A 15,873-nucleotide genomic window follows, 5' to 3' on the forward strand; every position below is an offset into this window, starting at 1 on the left:
AACGGAATGGAACGAAACGAACGAAACGAAATGGAAATGAAATGTTTAAAGTATACAAGAAAGAAATAGAAGTAGCAGGAAAGAAGATAAGTTTAGAAACAGGTAAAGTAGCAAGACAGGCAGACGGAGCAATCATCGCTTCATGTGGTGAAACAGTTATTTTAGCAACAGTAGTAGGAGCAAAAAAAGTTAATCCTGACATGGATTATTTTCCTCTATCTGTAAATTATCAAGAAAAGTATTACGCAGGTGGGAAAATTCCAGGTGGATTTTTTAAGAGAGAAGCAAGACCAACTGAAAGCGAACAATTAATTTCAAGATTAATTGATAGACCTATCAGACCTTTGTTTCCCAGTGAATTTAAAAATGAAGTGCAGTTGTTACCAACGGTAATTTCATACGATAAAGAAAATCAACCAGATATCCTAGCAATCACTGCATCATCAGCAGCATTAGCAATCTCAGGAATGCCATTTATGGGCCCTGTAGGAGCGTCTAGAGTAGGTTATGTTGATGGTAAGTACATTCTTAACCCATCAAAAGCTGAATTAGAAAACTCAAGTTTAGATTTAGTTGTAGCAGGTACTAAAGATGCAGTGCTTATGGTTGAATCTGAAACAAAAGGTTTATCTGAAGAAATAATGTTAGCTGCAGTTAAATTTGGTCACGAAGGCTTTGTCCCAGTAATCGAAATGATTGAGGAGTTAGCTAAAGAATGTAGAAAGCCAGAATGGACAGTTGAGAAAAAAGATTTATCTGAAGTTAAGCAAAAACTTGAGAGTGAATTTACTGAAGATTTAACTAAAGCTTTTGAGACAATAGATAAGCAAGATAGATCAAATCAAATTTCAGAAATATCTGAAAAAGCTAAGCAGCTTTTTGCCGACAATGAAAATTACTCTGATTTTAATGTTAATGATGAATTAAAAAATCTTGAAAAGAAAATTGTTAGAACTGATATTCTCAAAAACAAAAAAAGAATTGATGGCAGAGGTTTAGCGGATGTAAGAGCTATCGAGTGTGAAGTTGGTGTTTTGCCAAGAACTCATGGTTCAGCATTATTTACTAGAGGAGAAACACAAGCAATTGTAGTCACTACTTTAGGTACTTCTGATGATGAACAAAGAATAGAAAGTCTAGATGGACAGTCTAGAGAAAGATTTATGCTTCATTACAACTTTCCTCCTTTTTCAGTTGGTGAAACTGGAAGAATTGGAACTGGAAGACGTGAAGTTGGTCATGGAAAGTTAGCATGGAGAGCAATCAATTCTTCACTGCCTTCAAAAGAGGCGTTTCCATACACTTTTAGAATAGTGTCAGAGATTACAGAATCTAATGGTTCTTCTTCAATGGCTACTGTTTGTGGTGCATCTCTAGCATTAATGGATGCTGGTGTTCCAATTAAAGAGCCAGTTGCAGGTATTGCAATGGGTTTGATTAAAGAAGGCGATGATTTTAGTGTCCTATCGGATATTTTAGGTGATGAAGATCACTTAGGAGACATGGACTTTAAAGTTGCTGGAACTAAAGATGGAATTACTTCACTTCAAATGGATATCAAAATTACCGGTATTACTTTTGAAATTATGGAGCAGGCTTTAAAGCAGGCTAAAGATGGAAGAGTCCATATCTTAGGTGAAATGAATAAAGCTCTAAGTGAATCAAGAGCTGATGTTGGACAACACACTCCAAAAATGGAACAGATTACAGTTGATAAAAAAGATATCGCCGCTGTGATTGGAAAAGGTGGTGCAACTATCAGAGAGATTGTTGAAAAATCAGGTGCAAAAGTTGATGTAAATGACGAAGGGGTTGTAACAGTTGCTGCTCCGGATGAAGAGTCTAGAAACATCGCTATGCAGTTTATTAAAGATATCACTGCAAAAGCTGAACTGAATAAAATTTATTCAGGTAAAGTTATGAAGATTATGGAATTTGGTGCATTTGTTAATTTCTTAGGAAAACAAGATGGACTTGTTCATATTTCAGAACTAGCAGATAAAAGAGTTGCTAAAGTAACTGACGTTGTCAAAGAAGGCGATGAAGTAAAAGTTAAAGTAATTGGTTTTGATAGAGGTAAAGTTAAACTATCTATGAAACAAGCTGCTGAATAATTAGTAAAATAAACTAAAATTACAAACCCCTGGAATGAGAGTTTTAGGGGTTTTTTAATATATCTAAACTGTCTAGTTTACCATTAAGGAATGGTTTGTATTTTTTCCATTTTTGTGAGCTTCCTTTAAAAATTTTATTTCTAATTTGAATATTTGAGGCTGTTGAAACACTTCTGCTATTTTCTTCTGGTGAAAGACAACTTTCTTCCCAACTAAGTCCCAGATATGTAATCAATTTTTTTATTTCATCTTCATGATGAATTGTTAGAGCTTCATAATCAACTTTATAAATTTTATTTTTTAGTGTGTAGTTCCAAAATTTCATAAGATCTTCATACAGTCTGTGATATTCAATGATATCATCAATTGAATAACTGTATCCAAGGTCATTTGATTTAAACCATTGCCTATAATTTGCCCAACACACTGCTGCTGGGTTTCTTTTGATATGTAGTATTTTAGCCTCAGGAAAAGAAGCTGCAATTAATCCGGTATATAGAAAGTTTTGTGGCATTTTATCAGTAGCTATTAAATTTTGATCAGTGAGACTTCCAAGTTTTTCAAGATAATCATTTCTAAATTTTGATATAGTTTCTTCATTACACTCCACTTGACCTGTTGTGATTGAATAACCAAATTGTGAAACAAAAGGCAATTCACCTAAGCCTGTTACTTTTGAATGTGATGAAATAATTTGTTCTACTAAAGTTGTTCCTGAGCGAGGCATACCAATTATAAATATTGGAGTTAAATCAATTTTATTTTTTTGAATTCTTGGTGAAATTTGTTCAATCTGTTGAAAATTTAATTTAACCTGATTAAATAGTTCTATATCTTTTTTAATATTATATTTTAGTAGTTTTTTTTGAATCCTGTTACCTTCTGAGAGATGTTTAAATGCTTTTTCAAAATTTTCTAAATCATCATGAATTTTTGCTAAACTAAAATTGATATGACAACGTTGTTCATCTGAAATATTTCTATCCAGATAAAGTTTTTGTAACAGATGATATTGTTTATCATAACTATTAAATTTTTTTATCAATGAAAGTTGTCTATGTGCATTAGTTAAACCTGGATTTATTAAGACTGCTTTTTCATAACTTATTTGTGCATCTTTTAATTTTCCTTGTTGTTCAAGATTAGTTCCTAAATTATTATATGCCTCAGCAAAATTTGGCTTCAAAGCTATGGCTTTTTTGTAACATATTTCAGCTTCATCTAATTTTTGTAAGCCTTCAAGAACCGTTCCTAGATTGTTATAAGCTTCTGCAAAATTTGGCTGTAGGTGTATTGCTTGTTTATAATATTTTTCAGCTTCTTCTAGTTTTGAATTATTTTTAGAAACAATACCTAAATTGTAATAAGCCTCAGAAAAGTCTGGTTTTAAAGATATAGCTTTCTTATAGCTTTCTTCAGCTTTTGAAAATTTTGCTAGTTCTCTATATGTGTTACCTAAATTATAATTTGCCAAGGCATCTTGAGGTTTTATTTCTACTAATTTTTCACTTGCTATTAGAGACTCAGATATTTTTCCAGTTTTTTTAAGCACAATAGAAAGAATTTTCCAAGCAAATTCATGGTTTGGAAAATTTTCAGTAAGAGATAAAGCAAATTTTTTAGTTTTTATGTAATTTTTTGATTGATAGTATTTTAAGAGAGTATCGATTTGGTTTCTTGATGGAGCTTTAAGCAATTTTATTTAATTTATATTTATTTCACGAGATATTTTTAGGATCAGGCATCCCAACTTTGTTATATCCAGCATCTACGTAGTGAATTTCACCAGTAACACCGTTTGCAAGGTCACTTAGTAGATATAATGCTGAATTTCCAACATCGTGAATATCTACGTTTCTTTTAAGGAAAGAATGGTCCTCATTCCACTTATATAGGAATTTTGCATCTCCAATAGCAGAAGCAGCCAATGTTTTAATAGGTCCTGCACTAATTGCATTTACTCTCATGCCTTTAGCACCTAAATCTCTTGCTAGATACTTAACACTAGATTCTAAAGCGGCCTTACATACACCCATTACATTGTAATTTGGAATAGCTTTGCTTGCTTCATAGCTTAGAGTAATTAGACTTCCACCTTCTTTCATTACTTTAGAAGCTTCTTTAGCAACTTCTGTAAATGAAAAACATGAAATTAACATACTTCTTAAAAAATTTTTTCTAGTAGTGTTTAAATATTCACCAGATAATTCAGATTTGTCCGAAAATGCAATTGCATGAACCACAAAGTCAATTTCACCCCATTGAGATTTAACATCTTCAAATAATTTGGTTACATCTTCTTTTTTTTCAACATCACAGCTAAATGTAGTTTTTGAATTTAATTTTTCTGCTAAAGGAATTACTCTTTTCTTTAAAGCATCACCAAGGTAAGTGAATGCTAGTTCAGCACCTGCTTCAGCAAGTTTTTGTGAAATTCCCCAAGCAATAGATCTTTCATTGGCAACACCCATGATTAATCCTTTTTTACCTTTCATTAAACTCATAACTTAAACCTTTTCAAAAATTAAAGCAGCGTTAGTTCCACCAAATCCAAAACTGTTAGACATAACTGTGTTTAAAGTTACACCTGTTTCAGTTTTAGTTACAATTGGAAATTTTTTAGCCTCATCATCCATATCCACAATGTTTGCCGAGCCAGTAATAAAACTATTTTTCATCATGATTAAACAATAAATCGCCTCATGAACTGATGCAGCACCTAGTGGATGACCAGATAGTGATTTAGTTGAACTTATCTTTGGAACATCAGCTCCAAAAGTTTCTCCAACACCTCTTAGTTCAGTAATATCGCCTACTGGAGTTGAAGTTCCATGAGTATTTATATAATCAATTTTATTTTTAGCTGTTGCAAGAGCCATTTTCATACATCTCACAGCTCCTTCACCAGATGGGGCTACCATATCGTAACCATCTGACGTTGCTCCATAACCAGTTAATTCCGCGTATATTTGAGCACCTCTAGCTTTAGCATGTTCGTATTCTTCAAGCACTAGCACTCCACCACCCCCAGCAATTACAAAACCATCTCTAGTTTTGTCATAAGCTCGAGAAGCTTTTTCTGGTGTATCATTATATTTTGAAGACAATGCAGTCATTGCATCAAACATAGCAGTCATTGCCCAGTGTAGTTCCTCACTTCCGCCTGCAAAAACAATATCTTGTTTACCCATTTGAATTAATTCACTAGCATGACCAATACAGTGACCACTAGTGGCACAAGCTGAGCTCATTGTATAATTCACACCTTTTATCTTAAATGGTACAGCAAGAGTTGCTGATGCTGTACTTGCCATTGTTCTTGGAACAACAAATGGCCCCATAAGTTTTGGAGTTTTTGCTCTAGTCTTATCGACAGATAAAACTACGTTTTCAATTGAAGGTCCACCAGAACCCATCACGATTCCAGTTTTAATATTACTCACGTCCTTTTCTTCAAGACCAGAATCAGCAATAGCCTCTTTCATTGCAATATAGTTATAAGCTGAACCAGATCCCATAAATCTAATTGTTTTTCTATCAACGTGGTCAGAAAGATTTATATTTGGTTTACCATGTATATGACTTCTTAAATTATGTTCTTTGTATTCTTCACTAAATGAAATTCCTGATTTTGAATTTAATAAAGATTGATGAACTTCTTCTTGATTATTACCCAAACAAGATACAATTCCTAAACCTGTAACAACAACTCTTCTCATTATTTAAATAACCCCACTTTTAAACTTTCTGCTGAATATATTTTTTTGTCATCTGCAAGTACAATTCCATTAGCAAGACCAACAGTTGTACCTCCTGGAGACATAATTTTTTTCATATCAATTTCATACCTTACATTTTTTACATTTTGTAAAACTTCACCTGTAAATTTTACTGTACCTACTCCAAGAGCCCTACCTTTTCCAGGGTTACCAAGCCACCCAAGATAAAAACCAACTAGCTGCCACATTGCATCAAGACCTAAACATCCTGGCATAACTGGATCACCCTTAAAGTGACAATCGAAAAACCATAAATCGTCTTTAATGTCTAATTCAGCCTTTAAAGAACCTTTATTGTAAGCACCATTATTATCTTTGATTTCGGTAATTCTATCAAACATAAGCATTGGGGGAAGTGGTAATTTAGCGTTTCCAGGGCCAAAAAGCTCACCATTTCCACATGTTATGAGATCATCGTAAGAATAAGAATTTTTTTTCATAAAATTTGAAGACCCTTAATACTTGATTTAATGACAATATAATATAATAAAACAGTATAATTTTAGTATTAGTTTAGAATTATTATAAACAATTATGAAAAAAGACTGCAATTTTATCAATAAATTAAGGGAAATTGGACTAAGACCCACAAAGCAAAGGGTAAAAATTTGTGAATTATTGTTTTTAAGGGATAAAACCTTCCATTTTACAATTAATGATCTTGTTAAAAAAATCTCAGATGAGATGAATGAAAAAATATCTTTGGCTACAGTCTATAATACGGTTCATGCTTTCCAAAAAAAAGGTCATTTAAAAGAAATAGCTATAAACTCTGATAAAACTTACTATGACACTAATACTTCAATTCACCATCATTTTTATGATGAGGATACTCACGAGCTAATCGATTGTGACGAGAATGATATTGATTCTATTAATTTGAAAAAAGATATTCCTGGAAAACATATAAAATCCGTAGAAGTTTTGATTAAAGTTGCGAGTGATAATCAAAATCAAAATTAATTCAATTAAATCAACTATTTAAGCTATATATTATAACAGTTCTAAACTGTTGACTTTTAATTTAGAATAATTATATGTTTCTCATCATTAAATTAAGGAGAATAAAATGTCATTAAAAGGAACTAAGACAAAGGAAAATCTAGAAGCGGCATTTGCTGGTGAAAGCCAAGCAAACAGAAGATATCTTTATTTTGCTCAAAAAGCAGACATCGAAGGATATAATGATGTTGCATCAGTATTTAGATCAACAGCAGAAGGTGAAACAGGCCACGCGCATGGTCACCTAGAATATCTAGAAGAAGTAGGTGATCCAGCTACTGGCTTACCAATTGGTGAAACTAAAGCTAATCTAGCTTCAGCAGTACAAGGTGAAACACATGAATATACGGACATGTACCCAGGTATGGCAAAGACTGCTAGAGAAGAAGGTTTTGAGGAAATCGCAGATTGGTTTGAAACTTTAGCAAAAGCTGAAAAATCTCACGCTGGTAAATTCCAAAAAACTTTAGAGTCTATTAGTTAATAAATTTTTTAGTGGGCATTAATTTGCCCACTAAATATTCAATAAAATTTCAAAAAAATTATGAGCAAAGAAGGTAGTTTAGACGCCCCTATAAGACACCCAATAGATTTTGAACATCCCGATTTTTTAAATCCTGAAAAATTAGATGCTGAAATGAGAAGAGCGTTTGATATTTGCCATGGTTGCAGAAGATGTTTTAACTTATGTGACTCGTTTCCAAAGTTGTTTGACATGATTGATGAGTCAGAAAATGAGGATGTCGAAAGTTTAAAAAGTGAACAATTTGAACCTGTTGTAGATGCTTGTACTTTGTGTGACATGTGTTTTATGACTAAATGTCCATACGTACCCCCTCATGATTTTGATCTAGATTTTCCTCATTTAATGTTGAGATACAGAACAGCTCAAAAAAAAATGGGAAAATTACCAGGTGTACCAACACAATTAGCTCAAATAGATAGAAATGCAAAAATTGGTGTCATGTTTTCAAAATTAGTTAATTGGGTATCTGATATTAAAAATAAATTTCTAAGAAAAATTTTAGAAATTGTTTCGGGGATTGATAAAAGAGTACAATTACCAAAATATAATTCAGAAACATTTTCAAACTTCTTTAAAAAAAATAAAGATAAAATAAATTTTGAAACTTCAAACAAGGATAGGAAAGTTGTAATTTATACGACTTGTTTTGTTAATTTTAATAAAAAAAATACAGGAGTTGCGGCTTTAAAAGTTTTAAAAAAGAATGGAGTTGAAGTTCAAGAGGCTTATCCAGGATGTTGTGGGATGCCTTTCTTAGAGCAAGCAGATCTTCCTAAGGTGGTTGAACAAGCAAAAAAAGTATCTAAAGATTTATTAGAGTGGGCTGACAAAGGTTATAAAGTAATAACTTTAACAGCTAGCTGTGGACTAATGTTAAAGTTTGAATGGCCCCTTTTATTACCTAAAGATGAAAATATAAAAAGATTGTCGTCAAATGTGATGGATATCGATGAGTATGTTGTTGATATAGCAAATAACGAGGGGTTAGCTGAAGGATTACAAGAAATAGATGGTGGTGTAACTGTTCACAATGCGTGTCATGCACGAGCACAAAATATGGGTATTAAGTCAAGAGATATGCTGAAATTTATACCAAACGTTAAATTAGATGTTGTTGAAAGATGTGCTGGTCATGGAGGTACTTTTGGTGTGATGAAAGATACACATGATTTAGCAAATAAAGTTGGCAGACCAACCGCTAGACAAATTAAAAATAAAAATAATAAATATATGGCCTCAGATTGTCCGCTTGCAGGAAAACATTTAAAACAATTAGAAATCGATACAAACATTTCTAATGATGAGGCGTTACATCCTATCGAATTAATGGCAAAAAGTTATAAGTTATGATTATGCCTAGAGACAAAAAAGAAATTGTAAAAAAAGACATCATGCCTCTAGATGTCTATACAAAAAATAGAAAAGAGCTTAGAAAAAGTATTGTTAGCTTTAAGAAAGATAGAAGAATAGCACTAGGTCCATATGCAACTTTTTATTTTGAAAGTTACGAAACAATGTTAGCCCAAGTACAAGAAATGCTTTACATTGAAAAAGGTGGTGATGAACAGCTAAAAGATGAACTTACTGCTTATAATCCCCTAATACCCAATGGAAAAGAGCTAACAGCTACACTAATGTTTGAAATTGACAATCCAATTTCAAGAGCAGCATTCTTAAGTAAAGTTGGAGGAATAGAGGAAAAAGTCTTCATTAAAATTAATGGTGAGACAATTAAGGCAATCCCTGAGGAGGACGTTGATAGAACTTCTGCAGAAGGAAAGGCTTCTTCAGTTCAATTCATACATTTTACATTTGATGATGAACAAATTCAAAAATTTAAATCGAACGGCGCAGAAGTTGAAATTGGGATTGACCACAAAGAATACTCTCATACAACAAAACTAAATGCAGCAAATTTAAGCTCTTTATCAGCAGACTTTAGTTAATTAAGCCCCAAATATCAATAGTTTTAATCCATCCTTCATAACTATCAGATTTGATCTTGCACCAGTTATTTTCACATTTATCGACAATTAGCAATCTTCCTTTTTCTATTTGAGCTGTTGGTTTTGCAAAAGATGATGGTTTCTTAAATAAAATTTTATCTTTAGTTGTTATCACTGAATTATTCTTTTTTAATTGTGAGACATGTATCCATCCACTATTATTTTTTAAATCAATAATTCTTCTAAAATTATCTTTTTTATCTATTTCCTTTAACGGTAGATTTATTTTTTTATAAACATATTTTATATCTGAGTCAAAGCTAGGACCATAACGAACATTAACTTTACTTTTTTTTAAAGAGACAAAAGTTTCTTCAGCAACAGAGGATATTGTTAAAATTGTTAAACAAAATAATGTATAAATAATTTTTTGTATTAATTGCATTTACATTTTTTTCTTTTGTTAAATTTTACTTTTCTAAAGTTCAAATTCAAAAAATCTATAATTAAAATAAATCCATTTAAATTTTGTCCAACATTTAAAATTTTTTTTAAAATTTCGTTAGCTTGCATAGTACCAATGATTCCAGCAATAGTTCCAAGTATTCCCTCATGTTCACAGTTTAGTATGTCGTCAGAAATACTTTCTTCCTGATAAAAACATCTTAAACAAGGATTTTTTTTATTATTGAAATCAAAAGTGAATATATGTCCATCAAATTTGCTTATAGCCCCAGTTACTAGAAATTTTTTATATTTTAAGCTTATATCGTTAATTAAAAATTTTGTTTCAAAATTGTCTGTACCATCAACAATATAATCATAATTCTTAACAATTTTTGTAAATTTTTTTTTATTTAATTTTAAATTGTAAATATCAATTTTAGTTTTAGAATTGATATTATTTAATTTTTTTTTAGCCGTCTTAACTTTTGATTTTCCCAAATCTTTTTCATCATATAAGGTTTGTCGGTGAATATTTGAAAGACTAACTAAATCATGATCTACAATTCCAAGAAATCCAACACCTGACCTGGTTAGAAATTCGGCTACAGGGCATCCTAATCCACCCATACCAATTATTAGAACTTTTGAGTTTAAAATTTTTTTTTGGCCTAAAATACCAATATTTTTTAAAATGATTTGTCTTGAATATTTTTCGAGCTGATTTTTACTAAGTTTTAAACTCATTTTCCAGTTGAGCCAAATCCACCTTCTCCTCTAACTGTTTCAGGTAAAGCATCTGTTTCTTCTAGTTGCATCTTAATAACAGGAGTTAAAATCATTTGAGCTATTCTATCCTTATTATTTATTACAAAACTAGTATTGCCATGATTGTAAAGAATAACTCTAATTTCACCTCTATAATCGCTATCTATTGTACCTGGAGTATTTAAAACACTAATATTGTTTTTAGCAGCTAAACCAGATCTTGGTCTAATTTGAATTTCAAACTCACTAGGAAATGCAACAGAAATGCCAGTTGGAACTAAACAAGAATTCTGTGGTTTTAGTGTTATTGGCTCATTTATAAAAGCCATTAAATCCATACCTGATGCTCCATTAGTTTTATAGGCAGGTAGCTCAACAGATGAGTCTAATTTTTTTATAAGAACTTTTGTCATTAATTTAATTGATTAATTATTCTATCAACTATTTCATCGGATATTTCAGATTTCTTTTTATATGAAAGTTTTTCTTTATTTTTATCTTTATAGTAGATCGTTACTTCATTAAAATCAGAGCTGAAGCCAATTTTTTTATTAGACACATCATTTGCAATTATCCAGTCACAATTTTTATTGTTTAATTTTTTTTCTGCATTTCTTTCAACATCATTTGTTTCAGCTGCAAATCCTATAACAAGTTCTGGTCTCATTGAATTATGGTTTGAAATATAATTCAATATATCTACATTCTTTTCTAAATTTAAATTTAATGATTCATGTTTTTTAATTTTATTTTTAAATTTTTTATTTATTTTAAAATCAGCTACTGCTGCAGAAAAAACTGCTACATTAGTGGGTAAGTTTTTTTGAGTTTCTAATAACATTTCATCTGCTGTTTCAACTTCAATAAGTTTAATATCATCATCAATTTTTAAATTAGTTGGTCCTGAAATAAGAGTTGTATCAAAACCTTTTTTAGATAAAGATTTAGCAATTTCATATCCCTGTTTACCACTAGATTTATTTGTAATAAATCTTACAGGATCAATGTATTCGTTTGTTGGACCAGCTGTAACTAGTGCTTTTAATTTTTTATTTTTTTTAAGATTTAAAAAATAATTGTTTATTTCATTTGAAATTTTATCAGGTTCAGACATTTTTCCTTCACCGTATTCCCCGCAAGCCATTTCTCCAATTTCTGGACCAATAAGTTTGTAACCATAATTTATTAGTTTTTGTAAATTTTGTTTTGTTGATTGATGTTCCCACATTCTTACATTCATAGCCGGTGCTAAATAAATCTCTTTATTTGATGCAAGTACAACGGTTGAAGCTAAATCATCTGTTGTACCTTGAGCTAATTTTGAAATTGTATTTGCTGTAGCTGGTGCAATTAAAATTACATCTGCCCATCTTGATAAAGCGATATGATCCATCTCAGTTTCATTTTCGATATTAAATAAATCAGTATAAACTTTCCCTTGAGAGAGTGATGCAACAGAAAGAGGAGTTATAAATTCTTTAGCACTATTGGTTAAAATTGTTTTTATTTGTGCTCCATTTTTTTTGAAAATTCTAATTGTTTCGAGACTTTTATAAGCAGAGATTCCACCACAAATTATATAAAGAATTTTTTTGTCCAACAGATTTTTCATTTGCCGAATTAAAATACCAATAACCCTATAATTACAAGAACTAATAAACCAATAATAGATTGGTTTCTAAAAGCAGTCATTTCAGATTTTTTATTATTTAAGGCAGTGTAAGAATTTGAGTTTTGTGGGATTTGACCACTAGCTAAAAATGTTAAAGCTTGATTAGCTTTATCCATGATCTCAGGAAATTCTGGCAATCTTTTAATAACCTCCGATGTATTGTTCAGAGTATCTGTGATCGCATTAATTGGATCTTTAGTTTCTCTCAACCAGCTTTCAAGTACAGGCTTGGACGTTGTCCATATATTTGTATTAGGGTTTAATTTTCTTGCAACTCCTTCAACTACAACCATAGTTTTTTGTAACATTAATAATTGAGGCTGGGTTTGCATATTAAATTTCTCAGTTACATCAAATAATTGTTTTAGTAATTTGCCTCCCGATATATCTTTAACTGCTTGACCAAATATAGGTTCTCCTATTGATCTTAGAGCTTGAGCCAAATCGTCAATTGGAACATTATTTGGAACTAATCCAGCTACCAAATGTACTTCGGCTACTTTCCTGTAATCCCTTTGTATAAATCCAAATAAAATCTCTGCTAAGAATCTTTTACTTACTTTGTCTAATCTACCCATTATACCGAAATCTATAGGGGCAATCTGACCATTGTTATCAATAAAAATATTTCCTTGATGCATATCTGCATGGAAAAAACCATCTCTTACTGCGTGTCTTAAAAAATGTTGAATAATGTCTTCTGCAATTTTATTTGTATCTAAATTTTTATTTTTTAATTCTTCAGTTTCTCTTATTGATATGCCATCAATCCAATCGAGAGTCATTACATTTTCACTTGTAAAGTTCCAATAAATTTGTGGTACTCTAAATCCTGCATCGTTTTTAGTATTTTCTGCATATTCATTTGCTGCAGCTGCTTCAAACCTTAAATCCATTTCAAGATTTGTTATCTCTTTCAATAAAAATACAACCTCAACAAGCTTTAATCTTTTTGTTTTTTTTACAAAAGACTCAATTATAAAAGCAAACAACATCATTGCGTCAATTTCTTCATTAAATATTTTCTTAATATTCGGTCTTAAAATTTTTATTGCCACATCTTTAATAGTTCCATTGTCATTAATTTGAGCTTTGTGAACTTGTGCAATCGAGGCAGCTGCAACAGGTTCGCTAAAGTCTATTATTGAATTATATGTGTCCTCACCAAGATCTCTTTTAATTATTTCTTTTGCTTGGCTTATAGAGAAAGGTGGAAGGCGATCTTGTAAATTTTCAAGCTTAGTTGATAGTTCTTCACCAATAATATCAGGTCTAGTTGCTAAAAATTGGCCAAGTTTTATAAATGTGGTGCCCATAGACTCTAAAGAATTAGATAATCTTTCTCCCTCATTAGAACTTAGGTTTTGCTGATTTTTCTTAGAAAAAGAAATTGATAACAGCTGAAATAATATTGTTATTATAGCAGGTGGTTTTTGGAATTTTGAAGCAATACTTAGTATATCAGATTTAGCAATTTTTCTTCCTAACTTAAATAAAGTTATAAATTTTTTAATCATTAATATTTCCATCCACTATGAATTGAAACAATCCCTCCAGAAAAATTTCTGTAAGAGCATTTTTGAAAGCTATTGTTCTTCATTAATTCAATTAATTCTTCCTGATTAATAAATTGTTCTATACTTTTAACTAAATACTCATACGGCTCTTTTTCACCAACTACAAATTGACCAATGATTGGAATTAATTTTGAATAATTTTTATAAAAAAAATCAAGATTTGAGTTCTGTATTTTTGAAAATTCTAAGCACAAGTACCTTCCACCTGGTTTTAAAACTCTATATGCTTCAGAAAGAGCTTTGTTTAAATCTTTTGTGTTCCTTAGTCCAAAACTAATAGTATAAAAATCAAATTTATTGTCTTCGAAGGGAAGCTGTTCTGCAGGAGAAATAACCCAGTTAATATTTTTGTAACTAGAGAGCTTTTGTTTACCTTGGCTTACCATTCCTTTGTTGGGATCCACACAAGTAATTCTACCATTTTTATCAGTGCTGTCTAAATAGAGTTTGCCTATGTCACCTGTTCCACAAGCAACATCGATGAAATTTTTATTTAAAGATGGGTTCATCATATTTATTAAGCTTTTTTTCCAAAATCTATGAACACCGAGTGACATAAAGTCATTCATTAGGTCATATTTACTATAGACCTGATCAAATACACCTTCTACTAGTCCTTTTTTATTTTGAAGATATTGTTGCATAAAAAAAAATATATATTCAATATAGTGTGAAATGCCAGAATTACCAGAAGTAGAAATTGTAAGACAATCTCTTCATAAAAAGATCAAACAAAAAAAGGTTAAAAAAGTAATAATACGAAATAGAAATTTAAGATTAAAAATTCCACCAAACTTTGCTACTTATTTTCAAAATAAAAAAATAATTAAAGTAGGAAGATTCTCTAAATATTTAATCATTTATCTACCAAGAGAAAATTATTGCTTAATTCATCTTGGCATGTCAGGAACAATACACATAGTAAATAATAAATTAGTTAACAAACCTACAAATACTAGTTTTTATAATTCTCCTTTTTTACCAAAAAAACATAATCATGTTGAGTTAATTTTTGAAAAATTTAGGATTATTTATAATGATCCAAGAAGATTTGGTTTTTTCCAATTAATAAAAAATAATCTAGACTTGAATAAAAGATTTTATCATTTGGGTCCTGAACCTTTTGATAAGAGTTTTAATCTAACTTATGTTTACAATTTTTTTAAAGGAAAAAGTAAAGATATAAAAAATTTTTTACTTGATCAAAAATTTGTTTCAGGAATAGGAAATATTTATGCTAGTGAAATTCTATTTTTAAGCAAAATAAATCCATTTAAAAAAGTAAAATTATTAAGTAAAAAAGAATGTCAAAAAATTATAAATAACAGTAGAAAAATTCTACTCAAAGCTATTAGCAAGGGTGGATCTAGTATTAGAAATTTTAAGGATACCTCGGGATTAAAAGGTGGTTTTCAGAATGAATTCAAAGTTTATCATCAAGAGGGAAAACGGTGTAAAAATTTAGGATGTTCTAATGTTATTAAAAAAAAAATAATCTCCAATAGATCAACTTTTTTTTGTGATTCTTGTCAAAAATAGCCAATTATTTTATTGACCACCATAAATTCTCAAGCTATACCCCTGCGGATATGGCAAACACAAAATCAGCAATTAAGAGAATTAGAAGAATATCTAAGCAAACGGCTGTTAATAAGGCTAGAAAAAGCAGATTTAGAAATGCTTTAAAAAAAATGAACCTTTTAATTGATGATAAAAAAAAAGATGAAGCTCTAAAATTCTTGCCTAAATTGAATTCTGAACTAATGAAAATTGCCAAGACAGGGATTATTAAGAAACAAAATGCATCAAGAAACGTTTCTAGAATATCCAAAAAGATTTCTGCAATATAAATTTAAAATTTTATAAGCTTGTACAGAAACAACCTCAAGTATTCACATCATCTATTAATAAAGTTTTAATTTTAACCATATCTAGATTTATTAAATAAAGATAGTTTTTATGATTCAATCTATAAACGATTCAATCTGTGTTTGATTTAAAAAAAATATTTATTTAGAAAATAGATTAATTTTTTTTTTATTAAT

General features: G+C 30.3%; 17 protein-coding genes. 7 read left to right on the forward strand and 10 right to left on the reverse strand.

The genetic code is table 11. The features are described 5' to 3' along the window. Window positions 1–41 precede the first annotated feature (41 nt). Window positions 42–2,114, forward strand: a complete 2,073-nt coding sequence (gene pnp, locus ACIJYA_RS07200; protein WP_435088437.1) for a polyribonucleotide nucleotidyltransferase — start codon at window positions 42–44, stop codon at window positions 2,112–2,114. A gap of 43 nt (window positions 2,115–2,157) precedes the next feature. On the opposite strand, the gene ACIJYA_RS07205 is transcribed toward pnp, so the two are convergent. From ACIJYA_RS07205 to fabA, 4 genes are read right to left on the reverse strand one after another with little or no spacing between them, the layout of a single operon-like run. Beyond that, window positions 2,158–3,810, reverse strand: coding sequence for a sulfotransferase (locus tag ACIJYA_RS07205; protein ID WP_435088438.1), 1,653 nt, complete (start codon window positions 3,808–3,810; stop codon window positions 2,158–2,160). A gap of 22 nt (window positions 3,811–3,832) precedes the next feature. Beyond that, entirely contained in the window at window positions 3,833–4,618 is a 786-nt protein-coding gene (locus tag ACIJYA_RS07210) for an enoyl-ACP reductase FabI (RefSeq protein WP_435088439.1), read from the reverse strand. Window positions 4,619–4,621: 3 nt separating this feature from the next. After that, entirely contained in the window at window positions 4,622–5,833 is a 1,212-nt protein-coding gene (fabB, locus tag ACIJYA_RS07215; RefSeq protein ID WP_435088440.1) for a beta-ketoacyl-ACP synthase I, read from the reverse strand. After that, window positions 5,833–6,333 (reverse strand): bifunctional 3-hydroxydecanoyl-ACP dehydratase/trans-2-decenoyl-ACP isomerase, encoded by a 501-nt coding sequence (fabA, locus tag ACIJYA_RS07220; RefSeq protein ID WP_435088441.1) that lies wholly within the window; start codon window positions 6,331–6,333, stop codon window positions 5,833–5,835. Before fabA ends, fabB begins: the two co-directional genes overlap by 1 nt. A 94-nt stretch (window positions 6,334–6,427) precedes the next feature. Here fabA and ACIJYA_RS07225 point away from each other — a divergent pair, with 94 nt between their 5' ends. From ACIJYA_RS07225 to ACIJYA_RS07240, 4 genes are all read left to right on the forward strand, one after another. Next, complete coding sequence (locus ACIJYA_RS07225) at window positions 6,428–6,856, forward strand: Fur family transcriptional regulator (RefSeq protein ID WP_435088442.1); 429 nt, start codon at window positions 6,428–6,430, stop codon at window positions 6,854–6,856. 106 nt (window positions 6,857–6,962) lie between these two features. Then, window positions 6,963–7,379 (forward strand): rubrerythrin family protein, encoded by a 417-nt coding sequence (locus tag ACIJYA_RS07230; protein ID WP_023649160.1) that lies wholly within the window; start codon window positions 6,963–6,965, stop codon window positions 7,377–7,379. A 60-nt stretch (window positions 7,380–7,439) separates the two neighbouring features. Further along, the gene (locus ACIJYA_RS07235; RefSeq protein ID WP_435088443.1) at window positions 7,440–8,771 is read left to right on the forward strand and encodes a (Fe-S)-binding protein; all 1,332 of its coding nucleotides are present in this window, start codon (window positions 7,440–7,442) and stop codon (window positions 8,769–8,771) included. A 2-nt stretch (window positions 8,772–8,773) separates the two neighbouring features. Next, window positions 8,774–9,367 (forward strand): DUF3501 family protein, encoded by a 594-nt coding sequence (locus tag ACIJYA_RS07240; protein ID WP_435088444.1) that lies wholly within the window; start codon window positions 8,774–8,776, stop codon window positions 9,365–9,367. Here ACIJYA_RS07240 and ACIJYA_RS07245 read toward each other — a convergent pair. From ACIJYA_RS07245 to ubiE, 6 genes are read right to left on the reverse strand one after another with little or no spacing between them, the layout of a single operon-like run. Then, entirely contained in the window at window positions 9,360–9,812 is a 453-nt protein-coding gene (locus ACIJYA_RS07245; protein WP_435088445.1) for an SH3 domain-containing protein, read from the reverse strand. The two genes, ACIJYA_RS07240 and ACIJYA_RS07245, sit on opposite strands and share 8 nt — an antisense overlap. Next, entirely contained in the window at window positions 9,803–10,558 is a 756-nt protein-coding gene (locus tag ACIJYA_RS07250; protein ID WP_435088446.1) for a HesA/MoeB/ThiF family protein, read from the reverse strand. Before ACIJYA_RS07250 ends, ACIJYA_RS07245 begins: the two co-directional genes overlap by 10 nt. Further along, window positions 10,555–10,992: a dUTP diphosphatase gene (dut, locus tag ACIJYA_RS07255; RefSeq protein ID WP_435088447.1), complete on the reverse strand. Its 438-nt coding sequence runs from the start codon at window positions 10,990–10,992 to the stop codon at window positions 10,555–10,557. The genes ACIJYA_RS07250 and dut overlap by 4 nt, the downstream gene beginning before the upstream one ends. Then, window positions 10,992–12,191, reverse strand: a complete 1,200-nt coding sequence (coaBC, locus tag ACIJYA_RS07260; RefSeq protein ID WP_435088448.1) for a bifunctional phosphopantothenoylcysteine decarboxylase/phosphopantothenate--cysteine ligase CoaBC — start codon at window positions 12,189–12,191, stop codon at window positions 10,992–10,994. Before coaBC ends, dut begins: the two co-directional genes overlap by 1 nt. Window positions 12,192–12,199: 8 nt before the next feature. Continuing rightward, the gene (gene ubiB / locus ACIJYA_RS07265) at window positions 12,200–13,768 is read right to left on the reverse strand and encodes a 2-polyprenylphenol 6-hydroxylase (protein WP_435088449.1); all 1,569 of its coding nucleotides are present in this window, start codon (window positions 13,766–13,768) and stop codon (window positions 12,200–12,202) included. After that, on the reverse strand, window positions 13,768–14,472 hold the full coding sequence (ubiE, locus tag ACIJYA_RS07270) for a bifunctional demethylmenaquinone methyltransferase/2-methoxy-6-polyprenyl-1,4-benzoquinol methylase UbiE (protein WP_435088450.1): 705 nt from the start codon (window positions 14,470–14,472) through the stop codon (window positions 13,768–13,770). The genes ubiB and ubiE overlap by 1 nt, the downstream gene beginning before the upstream one ends. 31 nt (window positions 14,473–14,503) lie before the next feature. On the opposite strand from ubiE, the gene mutM reads away from it, so the two are divergent. Next, window positions 14,504–15,367, forward strand: coding sequence for a bifunctional DNA-formamidopyrimidine glycosylase/DNA-(apurinic or apyrimidinic site) lyase (gene mutM, locus ACIJYA_RS07275; protein WP_435088451.1), 864 nt, complete (start codon window positions 14,504–14,506; stop codon window positions 15,365–15,367). Window positions 15,368–15,417: 50 nt separating this feature from the next. Then, window positions 15,418–15,678 carry a 30S ribosomal protein S20 gene (gene rpsT, locus ACIJYA_RS07280; protein ID WP_435086042.1) on the forward strand — a complete coding sequence of 87 codons (261 nt, stop codon included), beginning with the start codon at window positions 15,418–15,420 and terminating at the stop codon, window positions 15,676–15,678. The last annotated feature ends 195 nt before the right edge of the window (window positions 15,679–15,873 follow it).

It is taken from the genome of Candidatus Pelagibacter bacterium nBUS_29, from assembly GCF_051200905.1.
GTDB lineage: Bacteria > Pseudomonadota > Alphaproteobacteria > Pelagibacterales > Pelagibacteraceae > Pelagibacter.

Bases quoted from the DNA above. Each gene is read 5' to 3' on its own strand.
- ACIJYA_RS07240 (WP_435088444.1), top strand. From the start codon at position 8,774: ATGCCTAGAGACAAAAAAGAAATTGTAAAAAAAGACATCATGCCTCTA.
- ubiE (WP_435088450.1), bottom strand. From the start codon at position 14,472: ATGCAACAATATCTTCAAAATAAAAAAGGACTAGTAGAAGGTGTATTT.
- ACIJYA_RS07210 (WP_435088439.1), bottom strand. From the start codon at position 4,618: ATGAGTTTAATGAAAGGTAAAAAAGGATTAATCATGGGTGTTGCCAAT.
- fabA (WP_435088441.1), bottom strand. From the start codon at position 6,333: ATGAAAAAAAATTCTTATTCTTACGATGATCTCATAACATGTGGAAAT.
- dut (WP_435088447.1), bottom strand. From the start codon at position 10,992: ATGACAAAAGTTCTTATAAAAAAATTAGACTCATCTGTTGAGCTACCT.
- fabB (WP_435088440.1), bottom strand. From the start codon at position 5,833: ATGAGAAGAGTTGTTGTTACAGGTTTAGGAATTGTATCTTGTTTGGGT.
- ACIJYA_RS07230 (WP_023649160.1), top strand. From the start codon at position 6,963: ATGTCATTAAAAGGAACTAAGACAAAGGAAAATCTAGAAGCGGCATTT.
- ACIJYA_RS07235 (WP_435088443.1), top strand. From the start codon at position 7,440: ATGAGCAAAGAAGGTAGTTTAGACGCCCCTATAAGACACCCAATAGAT.
- ACIJYA_RS07250 (WP_435088446.1), bottom strand. From the start codon at position 10,558: ATGAGTTTAAAACTTAGTAAAAATCAGCTCGAAAAATATTCAAGACAA.
- ACIJYA_RS07225 (WP_435088442.1), top strand. From the start codon at position 6,428: ATGAAAAAAGACTGCAATTTTATCAATAAATTAAGGGAAATTGGACTA.
- pnp (WP_435088437.1), top strand. From the start codon at position 42: ATGTTTAAAGTATACAAGAAAGAAATAGAAGTAGCAGGAAAGAAGATA.
- coaBC (WP_435088448.1), bottom strand. From the start codon at position 12,191: ATGAAAAATCTGTTGGACAAAAAAATTCTTTATATAATTTGTGGTGGA.
- ACIJYA_RS07245 (WP_435088445.1), bottom strand. From the start codon at position 9,812: ATGCAATTAATACAAAAAATTATTTATACATTATTTTGTTTAACAATT.
- mutM (WP_435088451.1), top strand. From the start codon at position 14,504: ATGCCAGAATTACCAGAAGTAGAAATTGTAAGACAATCTCTTCATAAA.
- rpsT (WP_435086042.1), top strand. From the start codon at position 15,418: ATGGCAAACACAAAATCAGCAATTAAGAGAATTAGAAGAATATCTAAG.
- ubiB (WP_435088449.1), bottom strand. From the start codon at position 13,768: ATGATTAAAAAATTTATAACTTTATTTAAGTTAGGAAGAAAAATTGCT.